This window comes from Bradyrhizobium sp. 18BD, assembly GCF_054185225.1.
The window spans coordinates 547,966-570,700 of sequence record NZ_JAVAYL010000002.1 but is presented as its reverse complement, the minus strand read 5'-3'; the positions used below and the strand labels follow the sequence as shown (position 1 = coordinate 570,700).

General features: G+C 65.8%; 19 protein-coding genes. 5 read left to right on the top strand and 14 right to left on the bottom strand.

The features are described 5' to 3' along the window. Nucleotides 1-3 precede the first annotated feature (3 nt). Complete coding sequence (locus RAD16_RS05935) at nt 4-3,771, bottom strand: vitamin B12-dependent ribonucleotide reductase (RefSeq protein WP_458156930.1); 3,768 nt, start codon at nt 3,769-3,771, stop codon at nt 4-6. A 761-nt stretch (nt 3,772-4,532) separates the two neighbouring features. On the opposite strand from RAD16_RS05935, the gene RAD16_RS05930 reads away from it, so the two are divergent. Beyond that, nucleotides 4,533-5,429: a DMT family transporter gene (locus tag RAD16_RS05930; protein ID WP_458156929.1), complete on the top strand. Its 897-nt coding sequence runs from the start codon at nt 4,533-4,535 to the stop codon at nt 5,427-5,429. Nucleotides 5,430-5,528: 99 nt separating this feature from the next. Here the strand turns inward: RAD16_RS05930 and RAD16_RS05925 are convergent, their stop codons facing one another. From RAD16_RS05925 to RAD16_RS05915, 3 genes are all read right to left on the bottom strand, one after another. Further along, nucleotides 5,529-7,769: a CHASE3 domain-containing protein gene (locus tag RAD16_RS05925; RefSeq protein ID WP_458156928.1), complete on the bottom strand. Its 2,241-nt coding sequence runs from the start codon at nt 7,767-7,769 to the stop codon at nt 5,529-5,531. Then, entirely contained in the window at nt 7,766-8,179 is a 414-nt protein-coding gene (locus RAD16_RS05920; RefSeq protein WP_008137870.1) for a response regulator, read from the bottom strand. The genes RAD16_RS05925 and RAD16_RS05920 overlap by 4 nt, the downstream gene beginning before the upstream one ends. A 218-nt stretch (nt 8,180-8,397) precedes the next feature. Continuing rightward, nucleotides 8,398-9,036, bottom strand: coding sequence for a BA14K family protein (locus RAD16_RS05915; RefSeq protein ID WP_458156927.1), 639 nt, complete (start codon nt 9,034-9,036; stop codon nt 8,398-8,400). Between the two features lie 233 nt (nt 9,037-9,269). On the opposite strand from RAD16_RS05915, the gene RAD16_RS05910 reads away from it, so the two are divergent. Further along, nucleotides 9,270-9,677, top strand: a complete 408-nt coding sequence (locus tag RAD16_RS05910) for an NADH:ubiquinone oxidoreductase subunit NDUFA12 (RefSeq protein ID WP_458156926.1) — start codon at nt 9,270-9,272, stop codon at nt 9,675-9,677. Nucleotides 9,678-10,354: 677 nt separating this feature from the next. Here the strand turns inward: RAD16_RS05910 and RAD16_RS05905 are convergent. After that, a complete protein-coding gene (locus RAD16_RS05905; protein ID WP_458156925.1) occupies nt 10,355-11,041 on the bottom strand; it encodes a DJ-1/PfpI family protein in 687 nt (228 codons plus the stop codon). Between the two features lie 92 nt (nt 11,042-11,133). Here RAD16_RS05905 and RAD16_RS05900 point away from each other — a divergent pair, with 92 nt between their 5' ends. Then, nucleotides 11,134-12,072 (top strand): GlxA family transcriptional regulator, encoded by a 939-nt coding sequence (locus tag RAD16_RS05900; RefSeq protein ID WP_458156924.1) that lies wholly within the window; start codon nt 11,134-11,136, stop codon nt 12,070-12,072. Nucleotides 12,073-12,107: 35 nt separating this feature from the next. Beyond that, nucleotides 12,108-12,893: a methyltransferase domain-containing protein gene (locus tag RAD16_RS05895; RefSeq protein WP_458156923.1), complete on the top strand. Its 786-nt coding sequence runs from the start codon at nt 12,108-12,110 to the stop codon at nt 12,891-12,893. Nucleotides 12,894-13,012: 119 nt separating this feature from the next. Here the strand turns inward: RAD16_RS05895 and RAD16_RS05890 are convergent, their stop codons facing one another. Together RAD16_RS05890 and RAD16_RS05885 are read right to left on the bottom strand one after the other, a co-directional pair. Next, on the bottom strand, nt 13,013-14,020 hold the full coding sequence (locus tag RAD16_RS05890) for a Na+-dependent transporter (protein WP_458156922.1): 1,008 nt from the start codon (nt 14,018-14,020) through the stop codon (nt 13,013-13,015). A 25-nt stretch (nt 14,021-14,045) separates the two neighbouring features. Then, a complete protein-coding gene (locus RAD16_RS05885; protein ID WP_458156921.1) occupies nt 14,046-14,993 on the bottom strand; it encodes an alpha/beta hydrolase in 948 nt (315 codons plus the stop codon). Nucleotides 14,994-15,200: 207 nt separating this feature from the next. Between RAD16_RS05885 and RAD16_RS05880 the strand changes: the two genes are divergently transcribed. Next, complete coding sequence (locus tag RAD16_RS05880; RefSeq protein WP_458156920.1) at nt 15,201-16,244, top strand: DUF2155 domain-containing protein; 1,044 nt, start codon at nt 15,201-15,203, stop codon at nt 16,242-16,244. 96 nt (nt 16,245-16,340) lie between these two features. Here RAD16_RS05880 and aat read toward each other — a convergent pair whose 3' ends face one another. The 7 genes from aat to aroQ form a co-directional block, all read right to left on the bottom strand. Continuing rightward, complete coding sequence (gene aat, locus RAD16_RS05875; protein WP_458156919.1) at nt 16,341-17,021, bottom strand: leucyl/phenylalanyl-tRNA--protein transferase; 681 nt, start codon at nt 17,019-17,021, stop codon at nt 16,341-16,343. Between the two features lie 47 nt (nt 17,022-17,068). Continuing rightward, entirely contained in the window at nt 17,069-18,196 is a 1,128-nt protein-coding gene (locus tag RAD16_RS05870; RefSeq protein ID WP_458156918.1) for a sensor histidine kinase, read from the bottom strand. Next, complete coding sequence (locus RAD16_RS05865) at nt 18,193-18,633, bottom strand: response regulator (RefSeq protein WP_458156917.1); 441 nt, start codon at nt 18,631-18,633, stop codon at nt 18,193-18,195. Before RAD16_RS05865 ends, RAD16_RS05870 begins: the two co-directional genes overlap by 4 nt. Next, nucleotides 18,630-20,147, bottom strand: coding sequence for a sensor histidine kinase (locus RAD16_RS05860; protein ID WP_458156916.1), 1,518 nt, complete (start codon nt 20,145-20,147; stop codon nt 18,630-18,632). The genes RAD16_RS05865 and RAD16_RS05860 overlap by 4 nt, the downstream gene beginning before the upstream one ends. A gap of 118 nt (nt 20,148-20,265) precedes the next feature. Then, nucleotides 20,266-21,624 (bottom strand): acetyl-CoA carboxylase biotin carboxylase subunit, encoded by a 1,359-nt coding sequence (gene accC / locus RAD16_RS05855; RefSeq protein ID WP_458156915.1) that lies wholly within the window; start codon nt 21,622-21,624, stop codon nt 20,266-20,268. A 97-nt stretch (nt 21,625-21,721) separates the two neighbouring features. Further along, a complete protein-coding gene (accB, locus tag RAD16_RS05850) occupies nt 21,722-22,216 on the bottom strand; it encodes an acetyl-CoA carboxylase biotin carboxyl carrier protein (RefSeq protein WP_458156914.1) in 495 nt (164 codons plus the stop codon). A gap of 35 nt (nt 22,217-22,251) precedes the next feature. Then, complete coding sequence (gene aroQ / locus RAD16_RS05845; protein ID WP_326898958.1) at nt 22,252-22,719, bottom strand: type II 3-dehydroquinate dehydratase; 468 nt, start codon at nt 22,717-22,719, stop codon at nt 22,252-22,254. Nucleotides 22,720-22,735 lie beyond the last annotated feature (16 nt).

Below are 22,735 nucleotides of genomic sequence, written 5' to 3'. Positions count from 1 at the left end.
GTATCAGCTACACCCCGTCGTGCTGCCGCAAGTATCGCACTTCATACACGTACCGTTCCGCACCAGCGTGAAGTTGCCGCACTCTGAGCACATCTCGCCCTCGTAGCCCTTGGCCTTGGCTTCGGCGCGGCGCTCGGCCTTGGTGGGGACCACCTGCGCGGCGCTGCCGGCCTTGCTCCACTGGAGCGCCTCGAGCTTCTCCGTGGGGGAGAGGTCGTGGGCCGCTTCCTGCTTGAGCGCAACGGCGCCTTCGAGGGCGTCGCCGACACGGGCCGATGGGCCGTGGGAGGCGAGCGCGGTGACCTTGCTGCCGCCGGCCGGGGCGCTGTCGTTGCCCTGGGCGATCGCAGCGCTGCCGCTGCGCATCACAACGAGGTTGTCGGTGCGGGAGCGGGTCAGGCCGCGCGAGACCAGCTTGGTCGCCTGGTGGCCCGGCTCGTCCGGCTCCTTGCCTTCCTCGACGCCCTTGCCGAGCGCGTCGAAATTCGACTCGGTCGGATCGACATGGGCGAGATCGAAGCGCGACATGTAGCTCACCGCGAGCTCGCGGAAGACGTAGTCGAGGATCGAGGTCGCGTACTTGATCGAGTCGTTGCCCTGCACGGGGCCCGCCGGCTCGAAGCGGGTGAAGGTGAAGGCGTCGACATATTCGTCCAGCGGCACGCCGTACTGGAGGCCCAGCGACACTGCGATGGCGAAGTTGTTGATGAAGGAGCGGAGCGCTGCGCCTTCCTTGTGCATGTCGATGAAGATCTCGCCGAGACGGCCGTCATCATACTCGCCGGTGCGGAGATAGACCTTGTGGCCGCCGACGACCGCCTTCTGGGTGTAGCCCTTGCGGCGATCCGGCATCTTCTCGCGCTCGCGCATCACGATGATGCGCTCGACCAGCTTCTCGACGATCTTCTCCGAGACCTGGGTCGCGCGTGCCGCCATCGGCTTCTCGTAGAGCGACTCAACCGCATCGTCCTCGTCCTCATCGTCGCTGATAAGCTGCGAGTTGAGCGGCTGGCTGAGCTTGGAGCCGTCGCGATAGAGCGCGTTGGCTTTCAGGGCCAATTTCCACGACAGCATGTAGGCGGACTTGCAGTCCTCCACCGTGGCGTCGTTCGGCATGTTGATGGTCTTGGAGATCGCACCCGAGATGAAGGGCTGGGCAGCCGCCATCATGCGGATGTGGCTCTCGACCGACAGATAACGCTTGCCGATCTTGCCGCAGGGATTGGCGCAGTCGAACACCGCGTAATGTTCGGCCTTGAGATGGGGAGCTCCCTCGACCGTCATCGCGCCGCAGATGTGGACGTTCGCCGCCTCGATCTCGCGCTTGGTGAAGCCGACGGCCTGGAGCAGGTCGAAGCCCGGAGCGGCAATGGCTTCAGCGCCAATGCCGAGCTGGTCGCGAATAAAATCTTCGCCAAAGGTCCACTTGTTGAAGGCGAACTTGATGTCGAAGGCGGTCGGCAGGGCCTTTTCGACCTTGGCGATGGCTTCGTCCGTAAAACCCTTGGCCTTCAGCGTCGAGGCGTTGATGCCGGGCGCGTTGGACAGCGAGCCGTGGCCGACGGCGTAGGCCTCGATCTCCGCGATCTCGCTCTCGCGATAGCCGAGCGCGCGCAGCGCGGAGGGCACCGCACGGTTGATGATCTTGAAGTAGCCGCCGCCGGCGAGCTTCTTGAATTTTACGAGCGCGAAGTCGGGCTCGATGCCGGTGGTGTCGCAATCCATGACCAGGCCGATCGTGCCGGTCGGCGCGATGACAGTGGTCTGAGCGTTGCGATAGCCGTGCTTCTCGCCGAGCTCGAGCGCCGCATCCCAGGCGACTTGCGCACGGGTGACGATGTCAGCCTGCGGGCAGGAGGCGTGGTCGAGCGGCACCGGGTTGACGGAGAGCGCCTCGTAGCCGGAGGCCTCGCCATGCGCGGCGCGGCGGTGGTTGCGGATGACGCGCAGCATGTGCGCGGCATTCTTCTTGTAGCCCGGGAAGGTGCCGAGCTCAGCCGCCATCTCCGCCGACGTCTTGTAGGTGATGCCGGTCATGACTGCGGTCAGCGCGCCGCAGAGCGCACGGCCTTCCTTGGAGTCGTAGGACAGGCCCATGGTCATCAAGAGGCCGCCGATATTGGCGTAGCCGAGGCCGAGCGTGCGGAACTCGTAGGAGAGCTCGGCGATCGCGCGCGACGGGAACTGCGCCATCATCACGGAGATTTCGAGCACGATGGTCCAGAGTTGGCAGAGGTGCTCGTAGCCGGCGACGTCGAACTGTTTTGTCGTCGTGTTGTAGAACGTCAGCAGGTTGGCGGAGGCGAGGTTGCACGCCGTGTCGTCCAGGAACATGTATTCCGAGCACGGATTGGACGCGCGGATGTCGCCGGATGCCTTGCAGGTGTGCCAGTCGTTCATCGTGGTGTTGAAGTGCAGGCCCGGGTCGGCCGACGCCCAGGCGGCGTAGCCGATCTTCTCCCAGAGGTCGCGCGCCTTCAGCGTCTTCGTCACCTTCTTGGAGGTGCGGGCGTTCAGGTTCCAGTCGCCGTCCGTTTCGACCGCACGGAGGAAGTCGTCCTTCAGCGAGACCGAGTTGTTGGAGTTCTGGCCGGAGACCGTGAGGTAGGCTTCGCTATCCCAGTCGGTGTCGTAGGTGTCGAACTGGATGTCCTTGTAGCCCTGCTTGGCAAACTGGATGACCCGCTTGATGTAGTTGTCGGGCACCAGCGAGCGACGAGCCAGCTTGATTTCCCGGCGCAGGGCAGGGTTCTTCTCCGGGTCAAAACAATCGTCGCCCGAGCCTTCGCAGTTCACGCAGGCCTTCAGCACCGCCTTGAGGTGCTTCTGGTTGATCTTCGAGCCGGTGACGAGAGCGGCGACCTTCTGCTCCTCCTTCACCTTCCAGTCGATATAGGTCTCGATATCGGGGTGATCGACGTCGACGACGACCATCTTGGCGGCGCGACGCGTGGTGCCGCCCGACTTGATCGCGCCGGCAGCGCGGTCGCCGATCTTGAGGAAGCTCATCAGGCCGGACGAGCGGCCGCCACCCGACAGCTTCTCGCCTTCGCCGCGCAGGCGGGAGAAGTTGGAGCCGGTGCCGGAGCCATACTTGAACAGGCGGGCTTCGCGGACCCAGAGGTCCATGATGCCGCCCTCGTTGACGAGGTCGTCACCGACGCCCTGGATGAAGCAGGCGTGCGGCTGCGGGTGCTCGTAGGCCGACCTGGACTTGGTCAGCTTGCCGGTGAAGGGGTCGACGTAATAATGGCCCTGGCCGGGGCCGTCGATGCCATAGGCCCAGTGCAGGCCGGTGTTGAACCATTGCGGCGAGTTCGGCGCGACCATCTGCATGGCGAGCATGTAGCGGAGCTCGTCATAGAAGGTCTGGGCGTCTTCGTCGGAGGAGAAGTACTTGCCCTTCCAGCCCCAATAGGTCCAGCAGCCGGCGAGGCGGTCGAACACCTGCTTTGCGCTGAGCTCGCTGACATAGCGCTCTTTCTCAGGGAGAGCGGCAAGAGCTTCGGTGTCGGGCACGGAGCGCCACAGGAAGGAGGGGACGGACTCTTCCTCGACCTTCTTCAGGCGCGCGGCGACGCCGGCTTTGCGGAAATACTTCTGGGCGAGCACGTCGGAGGCGACCTGCGACCATTCGGCCGGGACCTCGACGCCGTCCATTTTAAACACGACCGAGCCGTCGGGATTGCGAATCTCCGACGTGGTCAGCCGGAACTCGATCCCGGCGTAAGGTGACTGTCCCGTGGTGGTGTGGCGCCGCTCAATCCGCATCGTCTTGCCCCGTCCTATTCTTTGACCGGACCGCCTCCGTTCAGGCGTGCCGGGTCGATATTTCGTTTCGCGGTTCCTCCCGGCCGTCTGACCTTCAGGTACCGCAGTTCAGCCGGTGGATCCGGCCCAGTTTCTCCCGACGCGATTCATCGATGCGCGCACCGATCATCCGCCGGCATGTCCACACCCATCCGCCCCAACGGGATGGGCGCGACATGCGTTCAACGCCCCACAACGCCACTTCAACCAATTGCCATCCGAGCCTGTTGCCGGCCCGTTCTGGCGCCCGAAAAGTCCGCGTTTCGCGGGCAGACAAGCCCTCATCCCGCTGCCTTTGGCTGGCTGGCGGAGTGACGATTTGCGAGACCCTTTGGGGGAGTGCCGGCGGGACGCAAACTCACTCGCGCCGAACGGACCGAAAGCTAGGACTCTCCGTTGCGCCCGTCAAGAACTAGTGCGAGTTCCTGAATCAAATACTAAATGTGGTGGATTGCGGGGGATAACAGGGGGCAAGCCCACACCTGTTGTTGAGGCAAGTATCAGTGAGTCCTCAGGGATTCCCAACCGAAAAAATTTGCGCCCCGTGACGATGGGGCCCCTTCATCCCGCTGTTCACAGGGCAGGTATATTTTTAGGCAATGGGATTGCGTCTGCGGGACTCACGTAGCGGTACGGAAGCTGAGGGCAGGCATGCCCGCCGAGGTGGTGGTCGGCTGCCCGAATCCGCGCCAAGCTGACCCCGATTTTGCCGGACTACCCACATGCTTGATTCGACCAAACCGGGGCTGCGGCCGCGCATCGCCCCGGCCGGCCTGATGTTCCTCGCCATCACCTCGATCGGCTGGGGCTTCAACTGGCCGGTGACGAAATTCCTGATCGGCGAGCTGCCGCCGCTCACGCTCCGCGGGGTGACCGGCGTGCTCGGCGCGGTACTGCTGGCCGCGCTCGCCTTGGTTCGCAGGGATAGCCTGAAGGTCGCGCCCCAGATCTGGCCGCGGCTGATGACGGCCGCCGTGCTCAACGTCACCGGCTGGATGGTGCTGATGGGGCTGGCGCTGCTCTGGCTGCCGGCGAGCGAGGCGGCGCTGATTGCCTACACCATGCCGGTCTGGGCCTCGATCATCGCCTGGCCGGTGCTGGGCGAGCGGCCGACGGTGCTGCGCACGCTGGGGCTGGTGATGGCCTTTGTCGGCCTCGCCTCGATCATGGGCGGCAACGGCATTGCCGCCAGCGTGGAGAAGCTGCCGGGCATCATCATGGCGCTGTGCGGCGCGCTCGGCTTTGCCGTCGGCACGGTGTTCTCGAAGAAGTACCCGATCCATCTGCCGCCGATCACGGCCGCGGCCTGGCAGATCGGGATCGGCTGCCTGCCGATCTCGATCATCGGCCTTCTGGTCGAGACCACGCATCTGGACAAGGTGACGCCGGCCGGCTGGTGGCTGCTGGTCTATTCGACCGTGGTGCAGTTCTGCATCGCCTATGTCAGCTGGTTCGCGGCGCTGGCGCGGCTTCCGGCCTCGGTCGCCGCGATCGGGACGATGGCGGTGCCTGTGATTGGCGTGGTGGCATCCGCGATTGCCCTGCACGAGCCGCTCGGGCCGGGGCAGATCGCGGCGCTGATCTTCACGCTGGCCGCGGTGGTGCTGGCGACGCGCTGAAGCGTGACCGCATGTAGGATGGGTAGAGCCCAGCGAAACCCATCAATGAATGTATGGCGACGGTGATGGGTTTCGCTGCGCTCTACCCATCTTACGATCTTAGCCCGCCAGCGCCTTGCGGATCATTTCCGCGAGCTGGTTGCGGCGATAGGGCTTCGTCAACAGCAGCACGCCGTCGTCGAGCTTGCCGTGATGGACGATGGCGTTGTCGGTGTAGCCGGAGGTGTAGAGCACCTTCAGTCCCGGGCGGAGCGTGGCCACCTTGTCGGCGAGTTCGCGCCCGCTCATGCCGCCGGGGATGACGACGTCGGTGAAGAGCAGGTCGAAGGCCTGGCCGGCCTCGATCAATTGCAGCGCGGCGCGGCTGTCGGCGGCGGCGATCGTGTTGTAGCCGAGGCTCTGGAGCTGCGCGGTGACGAAATTGCGCACCAGGGAATCGTCCTCGACCACGAAAATCGTCTCGGCGCCGCCTTCGGCCTGTGCAGGTGTGGCCGGCGCCAGTTCAGTCGCGCCTTCGCCCGGCGGCAGATAGAGCTTGATCGTGGTGCCGTGGCCTTCCTCGCTGTAGATCTTGATGTGGCCGCCGGACTGCTTGACGAAGCCGTAGACCATGGAGAGGCCGAGGCCTGAACCCTTGCCGACCTCCTTGGTGGTGAAGAACGGCTCGAACGCCTTCTCCTGGACGTCCTGCGGCATGCCGGTGCCGGTGTCACTGACCGCGAGCATCACGTAAGGGCCTGGCACCACGTCCGCATTGGCCTGCGCATAGGCCTGGTCCAGCACCACGCGGTGGGTCTCCAGCAGCAGCTTGCCGCCGTTCGGCATGGCATCGCGCGCGTTGATCGCCATGTTGAGCACGGCATTGGTGAGCCGGGACGGGTCGATGTGCGAGGCCATCGGTCCCTGTTCCAGCACGGTCTCGATCTGGATCTGCTCGCCGAGGGTGGGGCGCAAGAGCTTTGCGATATCGGTGATCGCGCCGTTGATATCGACATTGCGTGGCTGCAGCGGCTGCCGGCGCGCGAAGGCGAGCAGGTGCTGGATCAGATCGGCGCAGCGCTCGGCGGCATCGTCGATCAGGCGCGCGACGCGCTGCAACTCGGGCTGCTGCTGCAGGCTCGCCACCAGCGTCTCCGTGTTGCCGGAGATGACGGTGAGCATGTTGTTGAAGTCGTGCGCGACGCCGCCGGTGAGCTTGCCGATCGCATCGAGCTTCTGCGACTGGTGCAGTTGCCGCTCGGTCTCGCGCGAGGTGGTGGCATCGTGATAGACCAGCACCGCGCCCGAGATGTCGCCTTGTCCGTCCCGCATCGGCCGGCCGCTGATCATCAGATGCCGCGGAGAATTGCCGCTGTGCGGGCGGACGATCATCTCCAGATTTTCGAACGGCTCGCCGCGCAGCACGCGCGTCGACGGCAGCTCGTCGGCCATCATCGGCGTGACGCCGTCGCCGTGATAGACCTCGGACAGCGCCCGGAGATTGCCGAGATTCATGCCGGTGCGATGCAGCAGCATCCGCTCGGCGGCCGGGTTGGACAACAGCACGGTGCCGTCGGCGTCGATGACCAGAACCGCTTCCGCCATGCTGTGAAAGGTGCTCTGGAGCACATTGACCGACAGGCGCAGCTCGTCATGCGCGGTGACGAGGTGCTCGGTCCGTTCGGCGACCGCGGCCTCGAGTTGCTCCTTGGCGGCCGTCGTCTCCAGCAGCGTGCTCTTGAGCGCCACTTGGGTGCGCTGGCTCTCGCGCATCACCATCAGGACCAGCAGCAGGATCACCAGCGCGCCGGCGACGTCGATGCCGAGCAGCACGATGCCGGTGCGGCGTGAATCCTGCGAGCGCGCGCTGAGCAGCCGCTCTTCCTCCGCGCTCAAACGGTCGAGATTGGCCATCACCGTATCCATCAGGCCGCGACCCTCGCCCTTGCCCTGGAGTGCGGTCACGCCGGACTGGTCATTGGCCGTGCGCAGGCGGATCGCCTCCGCGGCGATTTCGACCCGGCGCAGCACCAGCGGCTCGGTGCCCTCCATCAGCGAGACCTGATCAGGATTGTCGCGCAGGCCGCGCTTGAGGTCGGCGAGGGCCGGCGCGATCTGGGCCTGCACCGCCTGGAATTCGTCGCGGAAGCTCGACTGCCGGTAGATCTCGTAACCGCGCGCGGCGCTTTCGGCGCGGCGCAGCAGCACGCGCAGATCCGAGATCTTCTTCAGCACCTGGACGGTGTGGTTGACCCAAATCGTGTCGGACCGCGACTTCACGTCGAGTCCGATCGAGGCTGCGGTGATGATCAGGAGGATGGCAAGTCCGGCACCGAGAATGACGCGCTGCGTGGGGATCAAGGGGCTTCTTTCTTGTCCTTGGGCAGTGCGGCCTCGCCGAGGCATTCCCGGATCGTGGTCAGCAGCGCATCCGGCGTGAACGGCTTGCGCAGGCAGCGCGTTGCGCCGAGCTCCAGCGCCATGCGCAGGAAGTCGGGCGTAGGCGAGGCGGAGGAGGCGAAGGCGTAGCCGGACATTGCGATCAGCGGGATCGCGGGCGCGCGCTCGTGAAAGATGCGGATGGATTCGAAGCCGCGCATATGCGGCATGAAGATGTCGACCAGCATCACCTCAAACGACTGCGCTTCCAGCGCAGCAAGCCCCGTTTCACCGCCATCAGCCAGCGTGACGTCGAAGCCCTGACGTTGGAGGAGGACCTCGATGGTCGCGCCGACCATCGGATCGTCATCTACCACGAGGATACGCGGCATGACATTTCCCAGTAGATCGAAGTCCCCGCATTGGTGATATCCGCGAATCGTGGGTCGGGTCAATTTTGGATTGGATCAGAATAGATATGCACGGTGCGGTGAATAGAGGTCCGATTGCTTCAACTTGTACAGAACGCCGCAAGCAACGCGCACGGTGCGCGCGAAAAAGGCGCCGCATCGCTGCGGCGCCTTTTCCTTCAAGCGTTGCGTCGATCTGCTTACGGGCAGGGATGACGCTGGCCATCATAGCCGAGATAGGTGCCCGAGGCCGGGTCATAGGACTTGTAGCGCTGCGCGCAGTAGGCGGAGGAATCGCCGCCGCTGTCGGGCACAACCGCCACTGACGGTTCGTCATAATAGCTGTCGCCATAGTAGTAGGGGTCATCGTAGTAGCCGCCACCATAATAGGCGTACGAGCCGAGGCCGCCGATCGCGGCGCCTGCCGCGAAGCCCGGCCAGAAGCCGCCACGGCGATGCCAGCCACCGCCATGCCAGTTGCCTCCGCCGCCACGCCAGTTGTTGCCCGCGGCTGCGAAGTTGCGACCGCCGCCGGTAAAGGCAGCGCCGGCGCCGGGACGAACCGGCGCGCCGGCTGCGAAGCTACCGCCGCCCGGGCGGACCGCTGCGCCCGCCGCGAAACCAGCGCCACCGCCAGCGACCCGCGGGCCGCCACCGAATCCGCCGCCGCCCATGCGCGGGCCACCACCACCGCCGAAGCCGCCACCGCCGAAATGGGCGCCGCCGCCACCAATATGGGCGCCGCCACCACCGCCACGGCCCTGCGCGAAGCTCGGCGTCGCCAATGGAAGAATCAGCGCCAGCGTCGCCGCCGCGCCTAGAACTCTCATAGTGTTCATGTTCGAACTCCTTTTCCCGGAAGAAAACCGCTTGAAAGGGCTGTGGTTCCCGGGTTCACGCCGGTGTGCGCGTGTGCGGGGAGATTTTCACGCGGGCGCTGTACCCGGCATGAACGGATCGCGTCCGATTTGCGGCGGTCACGCATTTGCGGCGGGGACGGCCGCACCCGGCGAACTGGACATTTTGCCGTCCGGATGGCATCAGGACCCGACGAAGCAGGGCCCTTGCCGCAATGAAACAATTCTTCCTCAAGTTCTTCACCTGGTGGAGTGGCCAGACGTTTGGCACCCAGCTCTGGACCAAGCGCTATGGCGAGCTGGTCGGCCAGGACGAGCAGGGCAACCTCTATTATCGCACCCGCGGCGGCGCGATCGATCCGACGCTCGGCTTCGAGCGGCGCTGGGTGATCTACAACGGCTATGCGGAAGCAAGCCGGATCCCGCCGGAGTGGCATGGCTGGATTCATCACGTCGTCGATACCCCGCCGACCGAGATCAACTACCAGCCCCGCGAGTGGGAAAAGCCGCACCAGCCGAACCTCACCGGCACGGCGAAGGCCTATCGCCCGTCCGGCTCGACGCTCGCCAGCGGCAAACGTCCCAAGGCGACCGGCGACTACCAGCCCTGGACCCCTGGCTAGGCGCTTCGCGCGTCTTCCACCTTCGACTGGATGCACAGGCATCCGCTGCATGCCGCTGTGGACAACGGGAACAGCGGGGATGCCGCTTGCGCGGGCGTTGTGTTGACGCGAGCGATGCGGCTCAATGATCGCATCTTACGGAGATGGGAGACCATCGCGTTCGGTTCGGGCAACAGTTCGCGACTGTCCCGAAATGCAGCGGCCGCCGACCAGGACTCGATCGGGAGATAGGCCCCCGGTCTGGAAGCTCCGAAATCGCCCGATGTGAATGTGCAGCCGTCGTGAGACAGGAAAGGCCGCTTGGGAAACCGAGCGGCCTTTTTCTTTTGGTGGCGAAGTCTCGTGCCCCGGACGCGGCGCAGCGCTTCTTCAGCGGTGCGCTGCAGAGCCGGGGCCCATGCTGCAGTGACCCGCGTGGCTTGCTGGGTCCCGGCTCTGCGCAGCAGCGTTGCACGCTGCCGCGCGTCCGGAAAACGAGGGGAGCGAATGCTGCTGCTCCACACTCCGTCATTGCGAGCGCTGCGAAGCAATCCAGAGTCTTTCCGCGGTGGCAGTCTGGATTGCTTCGCAGCGCTCGCAATGACGACGTTGATGCAGCTCGCGCCAAACTCCAGTCTCGTGCCCGGACGCTGCGCCACGTTGCACGCTGCAGCGCGTCCAGGACACGCGCGCGGAAGCTAGTTCACCCGTTCAGCCGCGCGCTTCACCGCTTCCAGCCGCCGCGCCTGGTTCTGTGCGCCGCGCTCCCTCAGCAACGCCAGCACTTCGGCCGACGCGGTGTCGGGCGAGCCGGAATTGAACGGCGGAGCGGGGTTGTATTCCATCTGGAGCTGGATCGCTTCGGCCGTGGTGCGGTCGCGCAGGATCGATACCAGCGTGAGGGCGAAATCGATGCCTGCGGTGACGCCGCCACCGGTGATGCGGTTGCGGTCGACGCAGACGCGGGTCCTGGTCGGCGTCGCGCCGAACTGGCTGAGCATCTCCATCGCGCTCCAATGGGTGGCGGCGCGGTAGCCCTTCAGCAAGCCGGCGGCGCCGAGCGCCAGCGATCCCGTGCAGACCGAGGTGACATAGCTGGCGCCTTCGGCCTGCTTGCGCAGGAAGCCGAGCACCTCCTCGTCGTTGAGCAAATCGTTGGTGCCACCGCCGCCGGGCACGCAGATCACGTCCAGTTGCGGGCAGTCCGCAAAGGTCGTGGTCGGCGTCAGTGCCATGACGGAATCGCTCGGCACCGGCTCGATCCGCTTCCAGATCAGGTGCAGTTTTGCGTCGGGAAGCATGGAGAACACCTGCAGCGGGCCGGTGAAGTCGAGCTGGGTGACGCGCGGAAACACCAAGATACCGATCTGGAGCGGCGCCAACATGAGAACCTCCAATGAAGAGCTTGACGCGCGCAACCTGACATGATGCCCTTCTGTCCAAAATGGCGTAATTCCCTCACTTTCGGACATGACCCATGATCGGCATCCTGATCTTCCCGGATTTCCAATTGCTCGATGCAGCAGGTCCCATCTCGGTGTTCGAGATCGCGGCACGCGCGAGCGGCAAGCCGCTGGCGCTCCGCGTGCTGGCGGCGCAGGCCGGGCTCGTGCGCAGCTCCTCGGGCGTCGAGATGATGGCGCGCGATTTCAAGTCGGCGAACGCGATCACGACGCTGGTCATCGCGGGCGGCGCCGGCGTTGCGGATGCCGCGCGCTGCGAGGCCACGCTCGCCTTCGTGCAGCGGTTGGCCAAGCGCGGCGTGCGGATCGCAAGCGTCTGCTCGGGCGCCTATGTGCTTGCGGAGGCCGGGCTGCTCGACGGCCGCCGCGCCACCACGCATTGGGGCCGGACGCGCGAATTCGTGGCGCGCTATCCGAAGGTGAAGTTCGAGCCCGACCAGATCTTCACCCGCGACGGCAATGTCTGGACGTCGGCGGGCATCAGCGCCGGCATCGATCTCGCGCTCGCGATGGTCACGGAAGACCATGGCGAGGAGATCGCGCAACAGACCGCGCGACAGCTCGTGCTCTACCACCGCCGCAGCGGCGGTCAGTCGCAATTCTCCTCGCTGCTGGAACTGAAGACGCCGAACGGCCGCTTCAGCACGCTCTTGTCCTGGGCGCGCGAAAATCTCGACGCGCCACTGACGGTGGAGGATCTCGCCGATCGCGCCGGGATGAGCGCGCGGCACTTCGCCCGCGCCTTTGCCGCCGAGACCGGCGCGACGCCTTCCAAGGCGATCGAACGGTTGCGGCTCGAGGTTGCGCGCGAGCGCGTGCAGTCCTCGCGCGAGGCAATCGAGCTCGTTGCGGAGACGACGGGATTTCGCGACCCCGAGCGGATGCGGCGCGCCTTCATCCGCGCCTTCGGCCAGCCGCCGCAGGCGCTGCGACGCGCGGCGCGGGCGGGATAGGGACTGTCACTTGCCACGCGACGGAGGCAACGACGATGAGCGGGATGGAGTACAGCAATGAGAACGCGAGGCGGCTCCAGAGACTTTATCTCACCAGCGATGTGAAGGCCCAGCGCGCCGAGACGATCCGGCTGCTCAATCTGTCTGCCGGCGAGCGCGTTCTCGATATTGGATGCGGTCCGGGCTATCTCTGTGAAAGCATGGCGCGGCTCGTCGGGCCTGACGGTGCTGTCGTCGGCATCGATGTGTCGACCGACCTGATCGCCGTCTGCAACCGGCAGAAGGCTTCGGAGTGGATTTCATATGCGATCGGCAACGCGACCGAACTGGGCCAGTCCGATGCATCGTTTGACGCCGTCGTGTGCACTCAGGTCGCCGAGTACGTCCCTGACGTCGACCGCGTCCTCATGGAATCATTTCGCGTCCTGAAGCCGGGCGGACGGACGATTTTTGTCGCAACCGATTGGGATGCCGTGGTGTGGCATTCTGAAAACCGGGAGCGTATGGCCTCGGTCATGAAATCATGGGAAGCACATTGTGCCCATCCGCGGCTCCCCAGGTCGATGGCCTCCAGACTGATCAATGCGGGATTTCATCTGGACGGAGCATCCGTCTTTGCGATTCTGAATTTGCGGTACGATGACGACACCTACAGCAAGGGATTGGCGCAGGGAATCCGGGATTTCGTCAGCCGCAGGAACGACGTTTCGGCCGACGATCTCAACGCCTGGCACGGCGAGTTCGAGCGCCTGACCGGAGCGGGCCAATATTTCTTCAGCACCAGCCGCTACATCTTCAGTGCGTCGAAACCTGCGGGATAGCCGATATGAGAATGCGCCCTAAAGCGCGACGAGATTAGGATGAATCATCATCGCGCTTTAGGTAGTTGTTTGAGCATGATCTTTTCGGAAAACCGCTGCGCACTTTTCCGGATCATGCTTTAACTCGTGCTGTTTGCGGCCGCCGCGCCGGACGCCTCTGCCCGTGCCGTCAATCGCCGCGCGATCGGCGTCAGCAGATAGGGCGCAAGGTGAATCGGAAACTGCGTCAGCGCGAAGTAGAGCCAGGTCGTGGCCGGCAGCGCGCCCGCGGTCGCGGCCAGCATCAGGCCGAGATTGCGCTGTGACACCATCAGGCCGACCGCGAAGGCGCGCTCATAGCCGGCGCGGCGGAAGATCAGCGTCGTCACGGCGAGCAGGCTGAAATAGACCGCGAAGGCCAGCAGCGCGACGCCGATCGTGAACAGCGGATCGGCGACGAAGTCATGCGCGACGTCGCCCATCACCGCGGATGCGAACACCAGCAGGATGAGGATGTTGAAGCCGTCGATCGGCCGCTTGTGGCGCTGGATCGCCTCAGTGCCGAACGTCCAGCGGATCGCGGTCGCGCCGACCAGCGAGACCGCGAGGATGGCGAGCAGCTTGGTGCCGAGCACGAACGGGGAGATGCTGAGCATGCCGCCGAGAAACAGGCTGGCGAACAGCGAGGCCGTGAACGGCACCAGCGCGGTGGCGGTGACGAGCGTGACCAGCGGCAGCGTGGCATCGAGGCCGATCAGCGCTGCGAGCGCGGGGGCTGCCATCATCGGCGAGGCCATGCCCTGCAGCATCAGCGCGAGGAGGAGGCCGGGCGAGCGTGTGTCGAGCCCGGTGGCATGGGCGAGCAGCCCGACGATCAACGGCACGGCGATCGTGGTCCAGACCGTGGCGCTTGCGATCAGTGCCGGCCGGCGGAGATGGCCGTGGAGCGCGACGAGATCGACCCGCATGAAGGAGATGCAGAGCAGGCAGAGGATCGCCTCGGTGACGTAGGGGCGCAGCAACGCGCCGAGCGGCGGCACCGCGACCGCGATGAAGGCGATCGCCGCCACGGCGCGCGTGCCCTGGTCGCCGAGCGATGTCAGGGCGCGCAAGGGAATGGCGAAGACGGTTTTGAGGATGGACAGCATAGCGGTGAAGCGTCGGGTTACGTGACTATCGCAATCCCTTCAACCATGCGCCGATCTCGCCGATGGCGACGTCGGCCTGGCGGAGCAGCTTGCCCATGGTGACGAAGCCGTGGAACTGGCCGGGGAAGTGCCTGGTGGTGACGGGCACGCCGGCCTGCTTGAGGCGCGCGGCATAGCCAGCGCCTTCATCGCGGAGCGGATCGGCGCCGGCGGTGAGCACATAGGTCGGCGGCAGGCCGGCAAGGTTCTGCGCGCGCGCCGGCGAAGCGCGCCAGTCGTGGATGTCGGCGGCGCCATTGAGGTAATGGTCGCGAAACCAGCGGATCACCGAATGTGTCAGCAGCACGCTGGTCTCGGGCTCGCGGTGGGAGCCATGCGTCATGGCGAAGTCGGTTGCCGGGTAGATCAGCACCTGGCCCGCAATCGCGGGGCCGTCACCGTCGCGTGCGGTGAGTGCGACGACCGCGGCGAGATTGCCGCCGGCGCTGTCGCCGCCGATCGACAGGCGCGAGGCGTCGACGCCGAGCGCGTGCGCGTTGGCGGCAATCCATTGGGTCGCCGCGATCGCGTCATCGACGGCGGCGGGAAATTTGTGCTCGGGGGCCAGGCGATAGTCGACCGAGATCACGATCATCGCGCCTTCGATCGCGAGCTGGCGGCAGACGACGTCGTGGGACTCGAGATCGCCGATCACCCAGCCGCCGCCGTGGAAGAACACCAGGGCCGGCGAGACGCCGTTCTGCAGACGCGGCTCCTTCGGCACATAGAGCCGGGCCGGGATCGCCCCGTGCGGCGCCGGGATCGAAAGCGGCGCGACGCGGGCAAGCTCGGGCGGTTCGGGGTTGGTGGCAAAGCGGGCCTGCGCGTAAGAGGCGCGCGCCTCCGGCGCCGTCAGGGTCTCGTAAGCGGGGCGGTCGGCCTCCAGGAACGCCTTGTAGACGGCGGCGGCATCGGGATCGAGCACAACGGGCATGGCGGAGCGGCCTTGCGGTTTCGGGTGAGGGGCGGGCGTCGGTTATCGGGGAAATGCCCGTTTCGGCCCTGGAGAGACCCGTTCGGACTATTCCATCCGGGGGGAGGTCTGGCCAGCGGGTGGCGGGCAGGGCTGGGATGCCGCCCTTTCCGCGCCGCATTCGGCGTGTTAACCGGATGGCCTGCGAGCGGCGGTATCCCCTGTAGAATGTCCAACAAGCCCGATTCGCTGTTGAAGCCGCACGAGATGTTTAAAACCTTTACCCTGACAGGCCTTGCGGCGCTGCTGGCCGCCACCGCGCTGACGGTTGCGCCGCCGGCGCAGGCGCAGATCGGCACGATCTTCTCGGATCCGCCGCCGCGTCCGCCGGGTGCGATTCCGCGCGGCCAGCCACAGCCGCCACCTCAGGATGACGACGATGAGGAAGTGCCCGCGCTGCCGCCGCAGGGCCGCGTGCTGCCGTCGCGCCCGATGCCGCCGCCGCAGGGACGGCAGGGTAACGTGATGCCGGGACCGGTCGAGAGCCAGCCGCTGGCGCCGCCGCCGGGCTCGGCCGCCGCGCCGCCCAACCAGCCGCCCGTGGCGGTCGCTCCGCCCAATGCCCCGGGAGCCGTCCCGCCGGGCGCCCCCGGTCAGCGCCAGCCCCAGCAGAAGGGCGTGCCGGGCGGCCCTGTCCCGCAGACGCCGGCGAGCCTGCAGCCGGGCGACGAGGTCGTGACCGAGCCGCCGGCCCAGAAGATCGTGAACAAGAAGGCGACCTTCTCGGGCCTCGACAAGATCACCGGGCGCATCATCAATTTCGACGAGGATATCGGCGAGACCGTCCAGTTCGGCGCGCTCAGGGTCAAGACCGACGCCTGCTACACGCGGCCGGCGACGGAAGCCGCCAACACCGATGCCTTCGTCGAGGTCGACGAGATCACCTTGCAGGGCGAGGTGAAGCGGATCTTCTCGGGCTGGATGTACGCGGCAAGCCCCGGCCTGCACGGCGTCGAGCATCCGATCTACGACATCTGGCTCACCGACTGCAAAGAGCCGCAGCAGACCATCGCGACCGCTGCGCCCGATCCGGCGAACAAGCCCGCGCCTCCGCCGCCGCCTCCCGCGCAGAAGAAGGCCGCGCCGAAACAGGCCGTGCAGCAGCGTCCGCCGCAGCCTCTGCCGCCTCCGCCGCAGCAGCAGCCGGCGCCGCCACCGCCGCAGCAGGAGCAGCGGGGCCTGTTCGGTTTGCCGGGCTTCGGCGGCCGCTAAAGCGCGATCATCATCGCGCTTTAGCTCCTTGTTTGAGCATGATCTTTTCGGAAAACCGCTTCACACTTTTCCGGATCATGCTCTAGCCTCGTTTGCCTATTGCCGTGAGGCGATGATCTCGAGCGCGCGTGCGCCCGGGATCGCATCGCCGGGCGAGAGTCGCAGGAAATCGCCGGGACCGCCGGCGAGCGCCTTGTCGAGCAGCGCGGTGTAGCGCCGCCGCGAAATCTCGACCGCGCCAAAGCTCTTCAGATGCTCGGTGACATATTGCGTGTCGAGCAGCTCGAAGCCGCCATGGATCAGCCGCGCGACGAGGTGCACCAGGGCGACCTTGGAGGCATCGCGCGCGGTGTGAAACATGCTCTCGCCGAAGAAGGCGCGCCCGAGGCTCACGCCATAGAGTCCGCCGACGAGGTCGTCGCCCTGCCAGGCCTCGACGCTGTGGCAATGGCCGAGCTCGTAGAGGCCGCCATAGAGGTCGCGGATGCGCTTGTTGATCCAGGTGTCCTCGCGCCCTTCCTGCGGCGCGGCGCAGCCGGCGATCGTCGCCTTGAACGCGGTGTTGACGGTGACGCGAAACGTGTCCGAACGCACGGTACGCGCGAGTCGCGAGGCGACGCGAAAGCCCTCGAGCGGGATGACGCCGCGCAATTCCGGCTCGACCCAGAACAGGGTCGGATCGTCGGCGCTCTCGGCCATCGGGAAGATGCCGCAGGCATAGGCGCGCAGCAGCACGGCGGGCGTGATTTCAGACGAAGCGGAGTCGCGCGAAGTCATGGTGCGACAATAGCAGGATTGCATCGCGGTTGCGATGGCGGCGCGGATCAGCTTGCGGCGGCGTTGTTGGCCTTGCCCGGCGCCGTCGGCAAACGCCGGAACCTCAGGATGACGCGGGTTCCGTCGTGGGCCGGGTCGCGCTCTACGGTGGCATCCAGCTTGGTGGCCATCGCCGCGACGATGCGCTGGCCCATGCCGGTGGAACGCGGATCGGCCTTGACGTTGTCGCCGACGCCGTCGTCGGCGATCGACAGCTGGAGATCCTCGCCCTGCGAGGTCAGCTCGACATGGATGGGACCTGCGCCATCGGGATAGGCGTATTTCACCGCGTTCATCACCAGCTCGTTGACGATGATGCCGACGGCGACCGCGCGGTCCGGATCGATCTCGATCGGCTCGGCCTTCAGCGTCAGGCGTGACATCCGGTCACCTTCCGCCGAGCGGCGGAGATCCTCGAGCAGCGAGTCCAGGTACTGGTTCAGCACCACGCTCTTGAGGTCCTGCGAGGTGTAGAGGCGGCGATGCACCTGCGCGACCGCGGCGACGCGGCCCATGGCGTTGGTCAGCGCGGCCTTGACCTCGTCCTGCCCGGCGGAGCTCGCCTGCAGATGCAGCAGCGAGGCGATGATCTGGAGCGAGTTGCCGACGCGGTGGTTGACCTCGCGCAGCAGGAGCTCGCGCTCGGCGGCCAGCGCCGCATAGCGGTCGCGCGAGGCGTGGATCTCGGCCTCGGCTTCCTCGCGCGCCTTCTGCAATTCGGCCTGGCGTAGCGCACCGTCGGCGGCGACGTGGAGCAGGGGGATGAAGTCGCCCTTGACGTCCTTGACCAGATAATCGGCCGCGCCCGCCTTCAGCGCGGTGACCGCGATGCTGGAATCCTGCGAGGCCGTGACGAACACGACCGGGGGCGCGCCCGGGATCGCCATGATCTGCTCGAGCGTCTCCAGGCCATCGAGGCCCGGCATGTACTGGTCGAGCGCAACGACATCGATGCCGCCTTCGGTGCAGCTTTCGTTACTGCCTTGGGCGCAAGCCCGGCGGATGTGCTCGAGGCCTTCCTCGCCGCTGGCGGCATGAATGACCTTGTAGCCGCGCCGCGTCAGGCCGCGGTCGACCAGGCGCGCAAGCGCGTCGTCGTCGTCGATGTAGAGCAGCGTCGGCGTTGTCTGGTTCATGGGGCGGCAGGCGGGACCTGGATGACCGAGAAGAACAGCCCGAGTTGCCGGATGGCGTTGGCGAAATTCTCGTAGTTGACGGGCTTGGTGATGTAGACGTTGCAGCCGAGCTCGTAGCAGCGCTTGATTTCCTGGCTGTCGTCGGTGGTGGTCAGCACCACCACGGGCGACGCCTTCAGGTATTTGTTTTCCTTGATCTGCTTGAGAATGTCGATCCCGGTCATGTCGGGCAGGTTGAGATCGAGCAGGATCAGCAGCGCATTGCCCTTCTGGACGAGACCGCTGCCGTCGGCACCGAACAGGTGCCTGATCGCGTCGGTGCCGTTGGCGAAGGGGATGATCTCGTTGTTGACGCCGGACCTGCGGATGTTGCGCTCGATCAGACGCGCATGTCCCTCGTCGTCCTCGATCATGATGATGCTGACAGGCTGGGTCATCGATCTGCGTTCCGGTTGCTGGCGTTCCAGGCGATGGGCAGCGTGATGGTGAAGGTGCTGCCCGTGTTCAGTTCCGATGATACCGACATGGTGCCGCCGAGGCGGCGCACAAGTGCACGTACATGCGCAAGACCGATGCCCTGTCCGGGCTTGTCCTGGGTTCCCGCGCGGCGGAACAGGTCGAAAATCCGCTGATGATCCTTGGGATCGATACCGCGGCCGTTATCGCTGATCTCGAAGATGGCGTAGCCGAGCTTGGTGCGCCCGCGAATTCTGATCTCGCCGGGCACGCCGATCTTCAGATATTTGATCGCGTTGTCGATCAGGTTGGAGAAGATCTGCTCCAGCGCAAGGCGGTCGCTGACGACATTCGGCAGCGGCTCGATGTGGATCTCGGCCTGCGCTTCCGCCGCCTGATGCGCCAGCGTCGATACGATCGCCTCAACGAAGTCGCGCGTCTCGATCTTTTCCGGCTGGAACTCGCGCCGGCCCTCGCGGGTGAGGTTGAGGATCGCCGAGATCAGCCGGTCCATCTTGGCGATCGACGATTTGATGAAGCCGAGCGCCTCGGAGAAATCCGTTGAAAGCTGCTTGTCGGGGCCTTCGAGCGTGACCTCGCCCGATGGCAGCGGCGGCCCATTGGCCAGAACATGGGTGAGGCCGCCGATCCGGCGGAAGATGTCGCCGCCGAGCTCTTCGAGCTCGCTGGTGAAGCCCATGATGTTGACGAGCGGCGAGCGCAGGTCGTGGCTCACGATATAGGCAAAGCGCTGAATCTCGTTGTTGGCCTCGCGCAAATCCGCCGTGCGCTCGTCGACGACGGCCTCCAGATTGACGTTGGCATCGCGCAGCCGCGCTTCGGCATCGTCGCGCGCCTGCGCCGAGCGCCGCACCAGCCAGATCGAGATCATGGCGAGCAGGACGACCAGGCCGGAGCCGATGCCCGTCATCGATGCGGCTAAGGTCTGGCTGCTGTCGGCATTCGTCGAGCGCAACCGGAACAGCCGTTCCTCCTCCTGGATCATCGCGTTCGCCACGCTGCCGATGGTGGCCGTAGTATTGGCCGCGGCGGCCTCGCGAACCAGGGCTGTGGCCTTGTCGACCTGGCCCTGGGCGACGAAGTCCATTTCTCGGGAGAACTGGTCGAGCCGGGTCTCGATAGCTGCGCTCAGCTTTTCAACCCCCTCGCGCTGCGCCGGGTTGTCGCCGGAGAGGCGCGTCACCCGATCAAGCGCGGGGATGATCGCGGCGACCGCCTTCTCATGGTCGGCCTTGAAGGTCTCGTCCTGCGTCAGAAGGTAGCCGCGCGCACCGCTCTCGGCGCGCCGGATTTCGAGCAGCAGGGCGTTGACCTGGTTCTCCACCTCGATGGTGTGAAGCACCCATTTGCTGTCGTCGCGCGCCTTGTTGACGAGGTAGACCGAACCGGCACTGATCACGGTCAGCACCAGAAGCCCCGCTGCGAACAGCAGGATTTGCCAGAATGCGCGCCGTCGCTGCGCCTCGGCCGTCACGACGGATCCGCCTTGTCAGGCTGCTTGTCAGACTTCGTGGAGTTCAAAACGGCCCCTTGGAACTAACCCCAAGGTCGAGAACGCGATTGGGGCCAAGGGGTTCCATGGAGCGCGTGGATTATTTGGCGGCGGGCTCCGCCTTGCCGGCCAGGTACTGTTCCAGCCAGTGGATGTGGTAGTCGCCGTTGATGATGTCGTCCTGGCGGACGAGGTCGCGGAACAGCGGCAGCGTGGTCTCGATGCCGTCGACCACCATTTCGTCCAGCGCCCGGCGCAAGCGCATCAGGCATTCGGTACGGGTCTTGCCGTGGACGATCAGCTTGCCGACCAGCGAGTCGTAATAAGGCGGGATCTGGTAGCCCTGATAGACCGCGGAATCGATGCGCACGCCCAGGCCGCCGGGCGGATGGTACTGCGTGATGCGGCCCGGCGAAGGGCGGAAGGTCTGCGGGTTCTCGGCGTTGATGCGGCACTCGATGGCGTGGCCTATGATCTGCACCTCGCTCTGCTTGGCCGGCAGCTCGCCGCCGGCGGCGATGCGGATCTGCTCCAGCACGAGGTCGATGTCGGTGATGCTCTCGGTGACGGGATGCTCGACCTGGATGCGGGTGTTCATCTCGATGAAGTAGAACTCGCCGTCTTCGAACAGGAATTCGATGGTGCCGACGCCGAGATATTTCATCTCGCGCATCGCTTTCGCGCAGGTCTCGCCGATCTTGGCGCGCGCGGCTGCGGCCAGCACGGGCGAGGGGCCTTCCTCCCAGACCTTCTGGTGGCGGCGCTGCAGCGAGCAGTCGCGTTCGCCGAGATGGATCGCGCCGCCGCGGCCGTCGCCGAGGATCTGGATCTCGATGTGGCGCGGCTTCTGGAGATATTTTTCCAGATAGACCGAGGCGTCGCCGAAGGCGGACTTGGCCTCGTTGGCAGCGGTCGAGAGCGCGAGCTGCAGGTCGGCCTCGCTCTGGGCGACCTTCATGCCGCGGCCGCCACCGCCGGCTGCCGCCTTCACCAGGACGGGGAAGCCGATCTTCTTGGCGATCGCCATCGCATCGTCCTCGGGGCCGACGCCGCCGTCGGAGCCGGGCACGACGGGAATGCCGAGCCGCTTGGCGGTCTTCTTGGCCTCGATCTTGTCGCCCATCAGGCGGATGTGCTCGGCCTTGGGGCCGATGAAATGCAGATTGTGCTCGGCAAGGATCTCCGCGAAGCGCGCGTTCTCCGACAGGAAGCCGTAGCCGGGATGCACGGCGTCGGCGCCGGTGATCTCGCAGGCCGCGAGCAGCGCGGGCACGTTGAGATAGCTGTCCTTGGACGCCGGCGGGCCGATGCAGACGCTCTCGTCCGACAGCCGCACATGCATGGCGTCGGCGTCGGCGGTGGAGTGCACGGCGACGGTCGCGATCCCGAGCTCCTTGCAGGCGCGCAGGATGCGAAGGGCGATCTCGCCGCGATTGGCTATGAGGATCTTGTCGAACATGGTGCCTCAGCGGGCGAATAGAAAGGTGCGAATGGCGAGTGGCGAATAGCGAGTAGAGAACGGTGACGCCATTCGCTATTCGCTACTTCCCATTCGCCTACTCAATGATGACGAGCGGCTCGCCGTACTCAACCGGCTGGCCGTCCTCGACCAGGATCTGCGTCACCGTGCCTGATCGAGGCGAGGGGATCTGGTTCATGGTCTTCATGGCTTCGATGATCAGCAGCGTCTGGCCGACCGAGACCTTGCTGCCGACTTCGATGAACGGCTTTGCGCCGGGCTCCGGCGCCCAATAGGCGGTGCCGACCATCGGCGAGGTCACCGCGCCCGGATGCTTCGAGAGATCGGCTGCGGCCGCGGCGGGCGCAGCAGCAGCGGCGGCCGCGGGCAGCGCAACGGGAGCGGCCGCGACCGGCATCGGCATGGTCGCAGCGACGCTGATGTTGCGGGCGACGCGCAGGCGCAGGCCGGCGCGTTCGATCTCGATCTCGGTGAGGCTGGTCTCATCGAGCAGGAGAGCGAGCTCGCGAACGAGCGCGGAATCCTCGCTGGAAAACTTTGCGGCTGCTTTGTCGTCTGGCTGGCGCGCCATGTTGTTTGATCCGAATGTTCTGTTGAAGGGGAGCGTCAGGCTTTGGGCTTGATGGCAAGCTTGGCGGCAAGGCCCTGGATGGCGAGGCGGTAGCCCTCGATGCCGAAACCGCAGAGCGAGGCGAAGGCCGCGCGTGCGGTGTAGGAGTGGTGACGAAAACTCTCGCGGGCGTGGATGTTGGTGACATGCACTTCGACGGTCGGGATCTGCACCGCGAGCAGCGCGTCGTGCAGCGCGATCGAGGTGTGCGAATAGCCGCCGGCGTTGATGATGATGCCCTTCATCTTGCGCGCGTGCGCCTCGTGGATGAAGTCGATCAGCTCGCCTTCGCGGTTGGATTGGCGGCAGTCGGCCTTGAGGCCGTACGTCGCTGCAGTCTCCCGGCACAGCGCCTCGACGTCGGCCAGTGTCGCGTGGCCATACTTCTCGGGCTCGCGCGTCCCCAGCATGTTGAGGTTCGGCCCGTTGAGGACGAGGATCGTGTCGGTTGCAGGTTCGGCCATTCCAATCCCGGAAGAG

Coding starts and splice junctions, on each gene's coding strand:
- RAD16_RS05935 (WP_458156930.1), bottom strand. CDS start 3,771: ATGCGGATTGAGCGGCGCCACACCACCACGGGACAGTCACCTTACGCC.
- RAD16_RS05930 (WP_458156929.1), top strand. CDS start 4,533: ATGCTTGATTCGACCAAACCGGGGCTGCGGCCGCGCATCGCCCCGGCC.
- RAD16_RS05920 (WP_008137870.1), bottom strand. CDS start 8,179: ATGCCGCGTATCCTCGTGGTAGATGACGATCCGATGGTCGGCGCGACC.
- RAD16_RS05915 (WP_458156927.1), bottom strand. CDS start 9,036: ATGAACACTATGAGAGTTCTAGGCGCGGCGGCGACGCTGGCGCTGATT.
- RAD16_RS05910 (WP_458156926.1), top strand. CDS start 9,270: ATGAAACAATTCTTCCTCAAGTTCTTCACCTGGTGGAGTGGCCAGACG.
- RAD16_RS05905 (WP_458156925.1), bottom strand. CDS start 11,041: ATGTTGGCGCCGCTCCAGATCGGTATCTTGGTGTTTCCGCGCGTCACC.
- RAD16_RS05900 (WP_458156924.1), top strand. CDS start 11,134: ATGATCGGCATCCTGATCTTCCCGGATTTCCAATTGCTCGATGCAGCA.
- RAD16_RS05895 (WP_458156923.1), top strand. CDS start 12,108: ATGAGCGGGATGGAGTACAGCAATGAGAACGCGAGGCGGCTCCAGAGA.
- RAD16_RS05890 (WP_458156922.1), bottom strand. CDS start 14,020: ATGCTGTCCATCCTCAAAACCGTCTTCGCCATTCCCTTGCGCGCCCTG.
- RAD16_RS05885 (WP_458156921.1), bottom strand. CDS start 14,993: ATGCCCGTTGTGCTCGATCCCGATGCCGCCGCCGTCTACAAGGCGTTC.
- RAD16_RS05880 (WP_458156920.1), top strand. CDS start 15,201: ATGTCCAACAAGCCCGATTCGCTGTTGAAGCCGCACGAGATGTTTAAA.
- aat (WP_458156919.1), bottom strand. CDS start 17,021: ATGACTTCGCGCGACTCCGCTTCGTCTGAAATCACGCCCGCCGTGCTG.
- RAD16_RS05870 (WP_458156918.1), bottom strand. CDS start 18,196: ATGAACCAGACAACGCCGACGCTGCTCTACATCGACGACGACGACGCG.
- RAD16_RS05865 (WP_458156917.1), bottom strand. CDS start 18,633: ATGACCCAGCCTGTCAGCATCATCATGATCGAGGACGACGAGGGACAT.
- accC (WP_458156915.1), bottom strand. CDS start 21,624: ATGTTCGACAAGATCCTCATAGCCAATCGCGGCGAGATCGCCCTTCGC.
- accB (WP_458156914.1), bottom strand. CDS start 22,216: ATGGCGCGCCAGCCAGACGACAAAGCAGCCGCAAAGTTTTCCAGCGAG.
- aroQ (WP_326898958.1), bottom strand. CDS start 22,719: ATGGCCGAACCTGCAACCGACACGATCCTCGTCCTCAACGGGCCGAAC.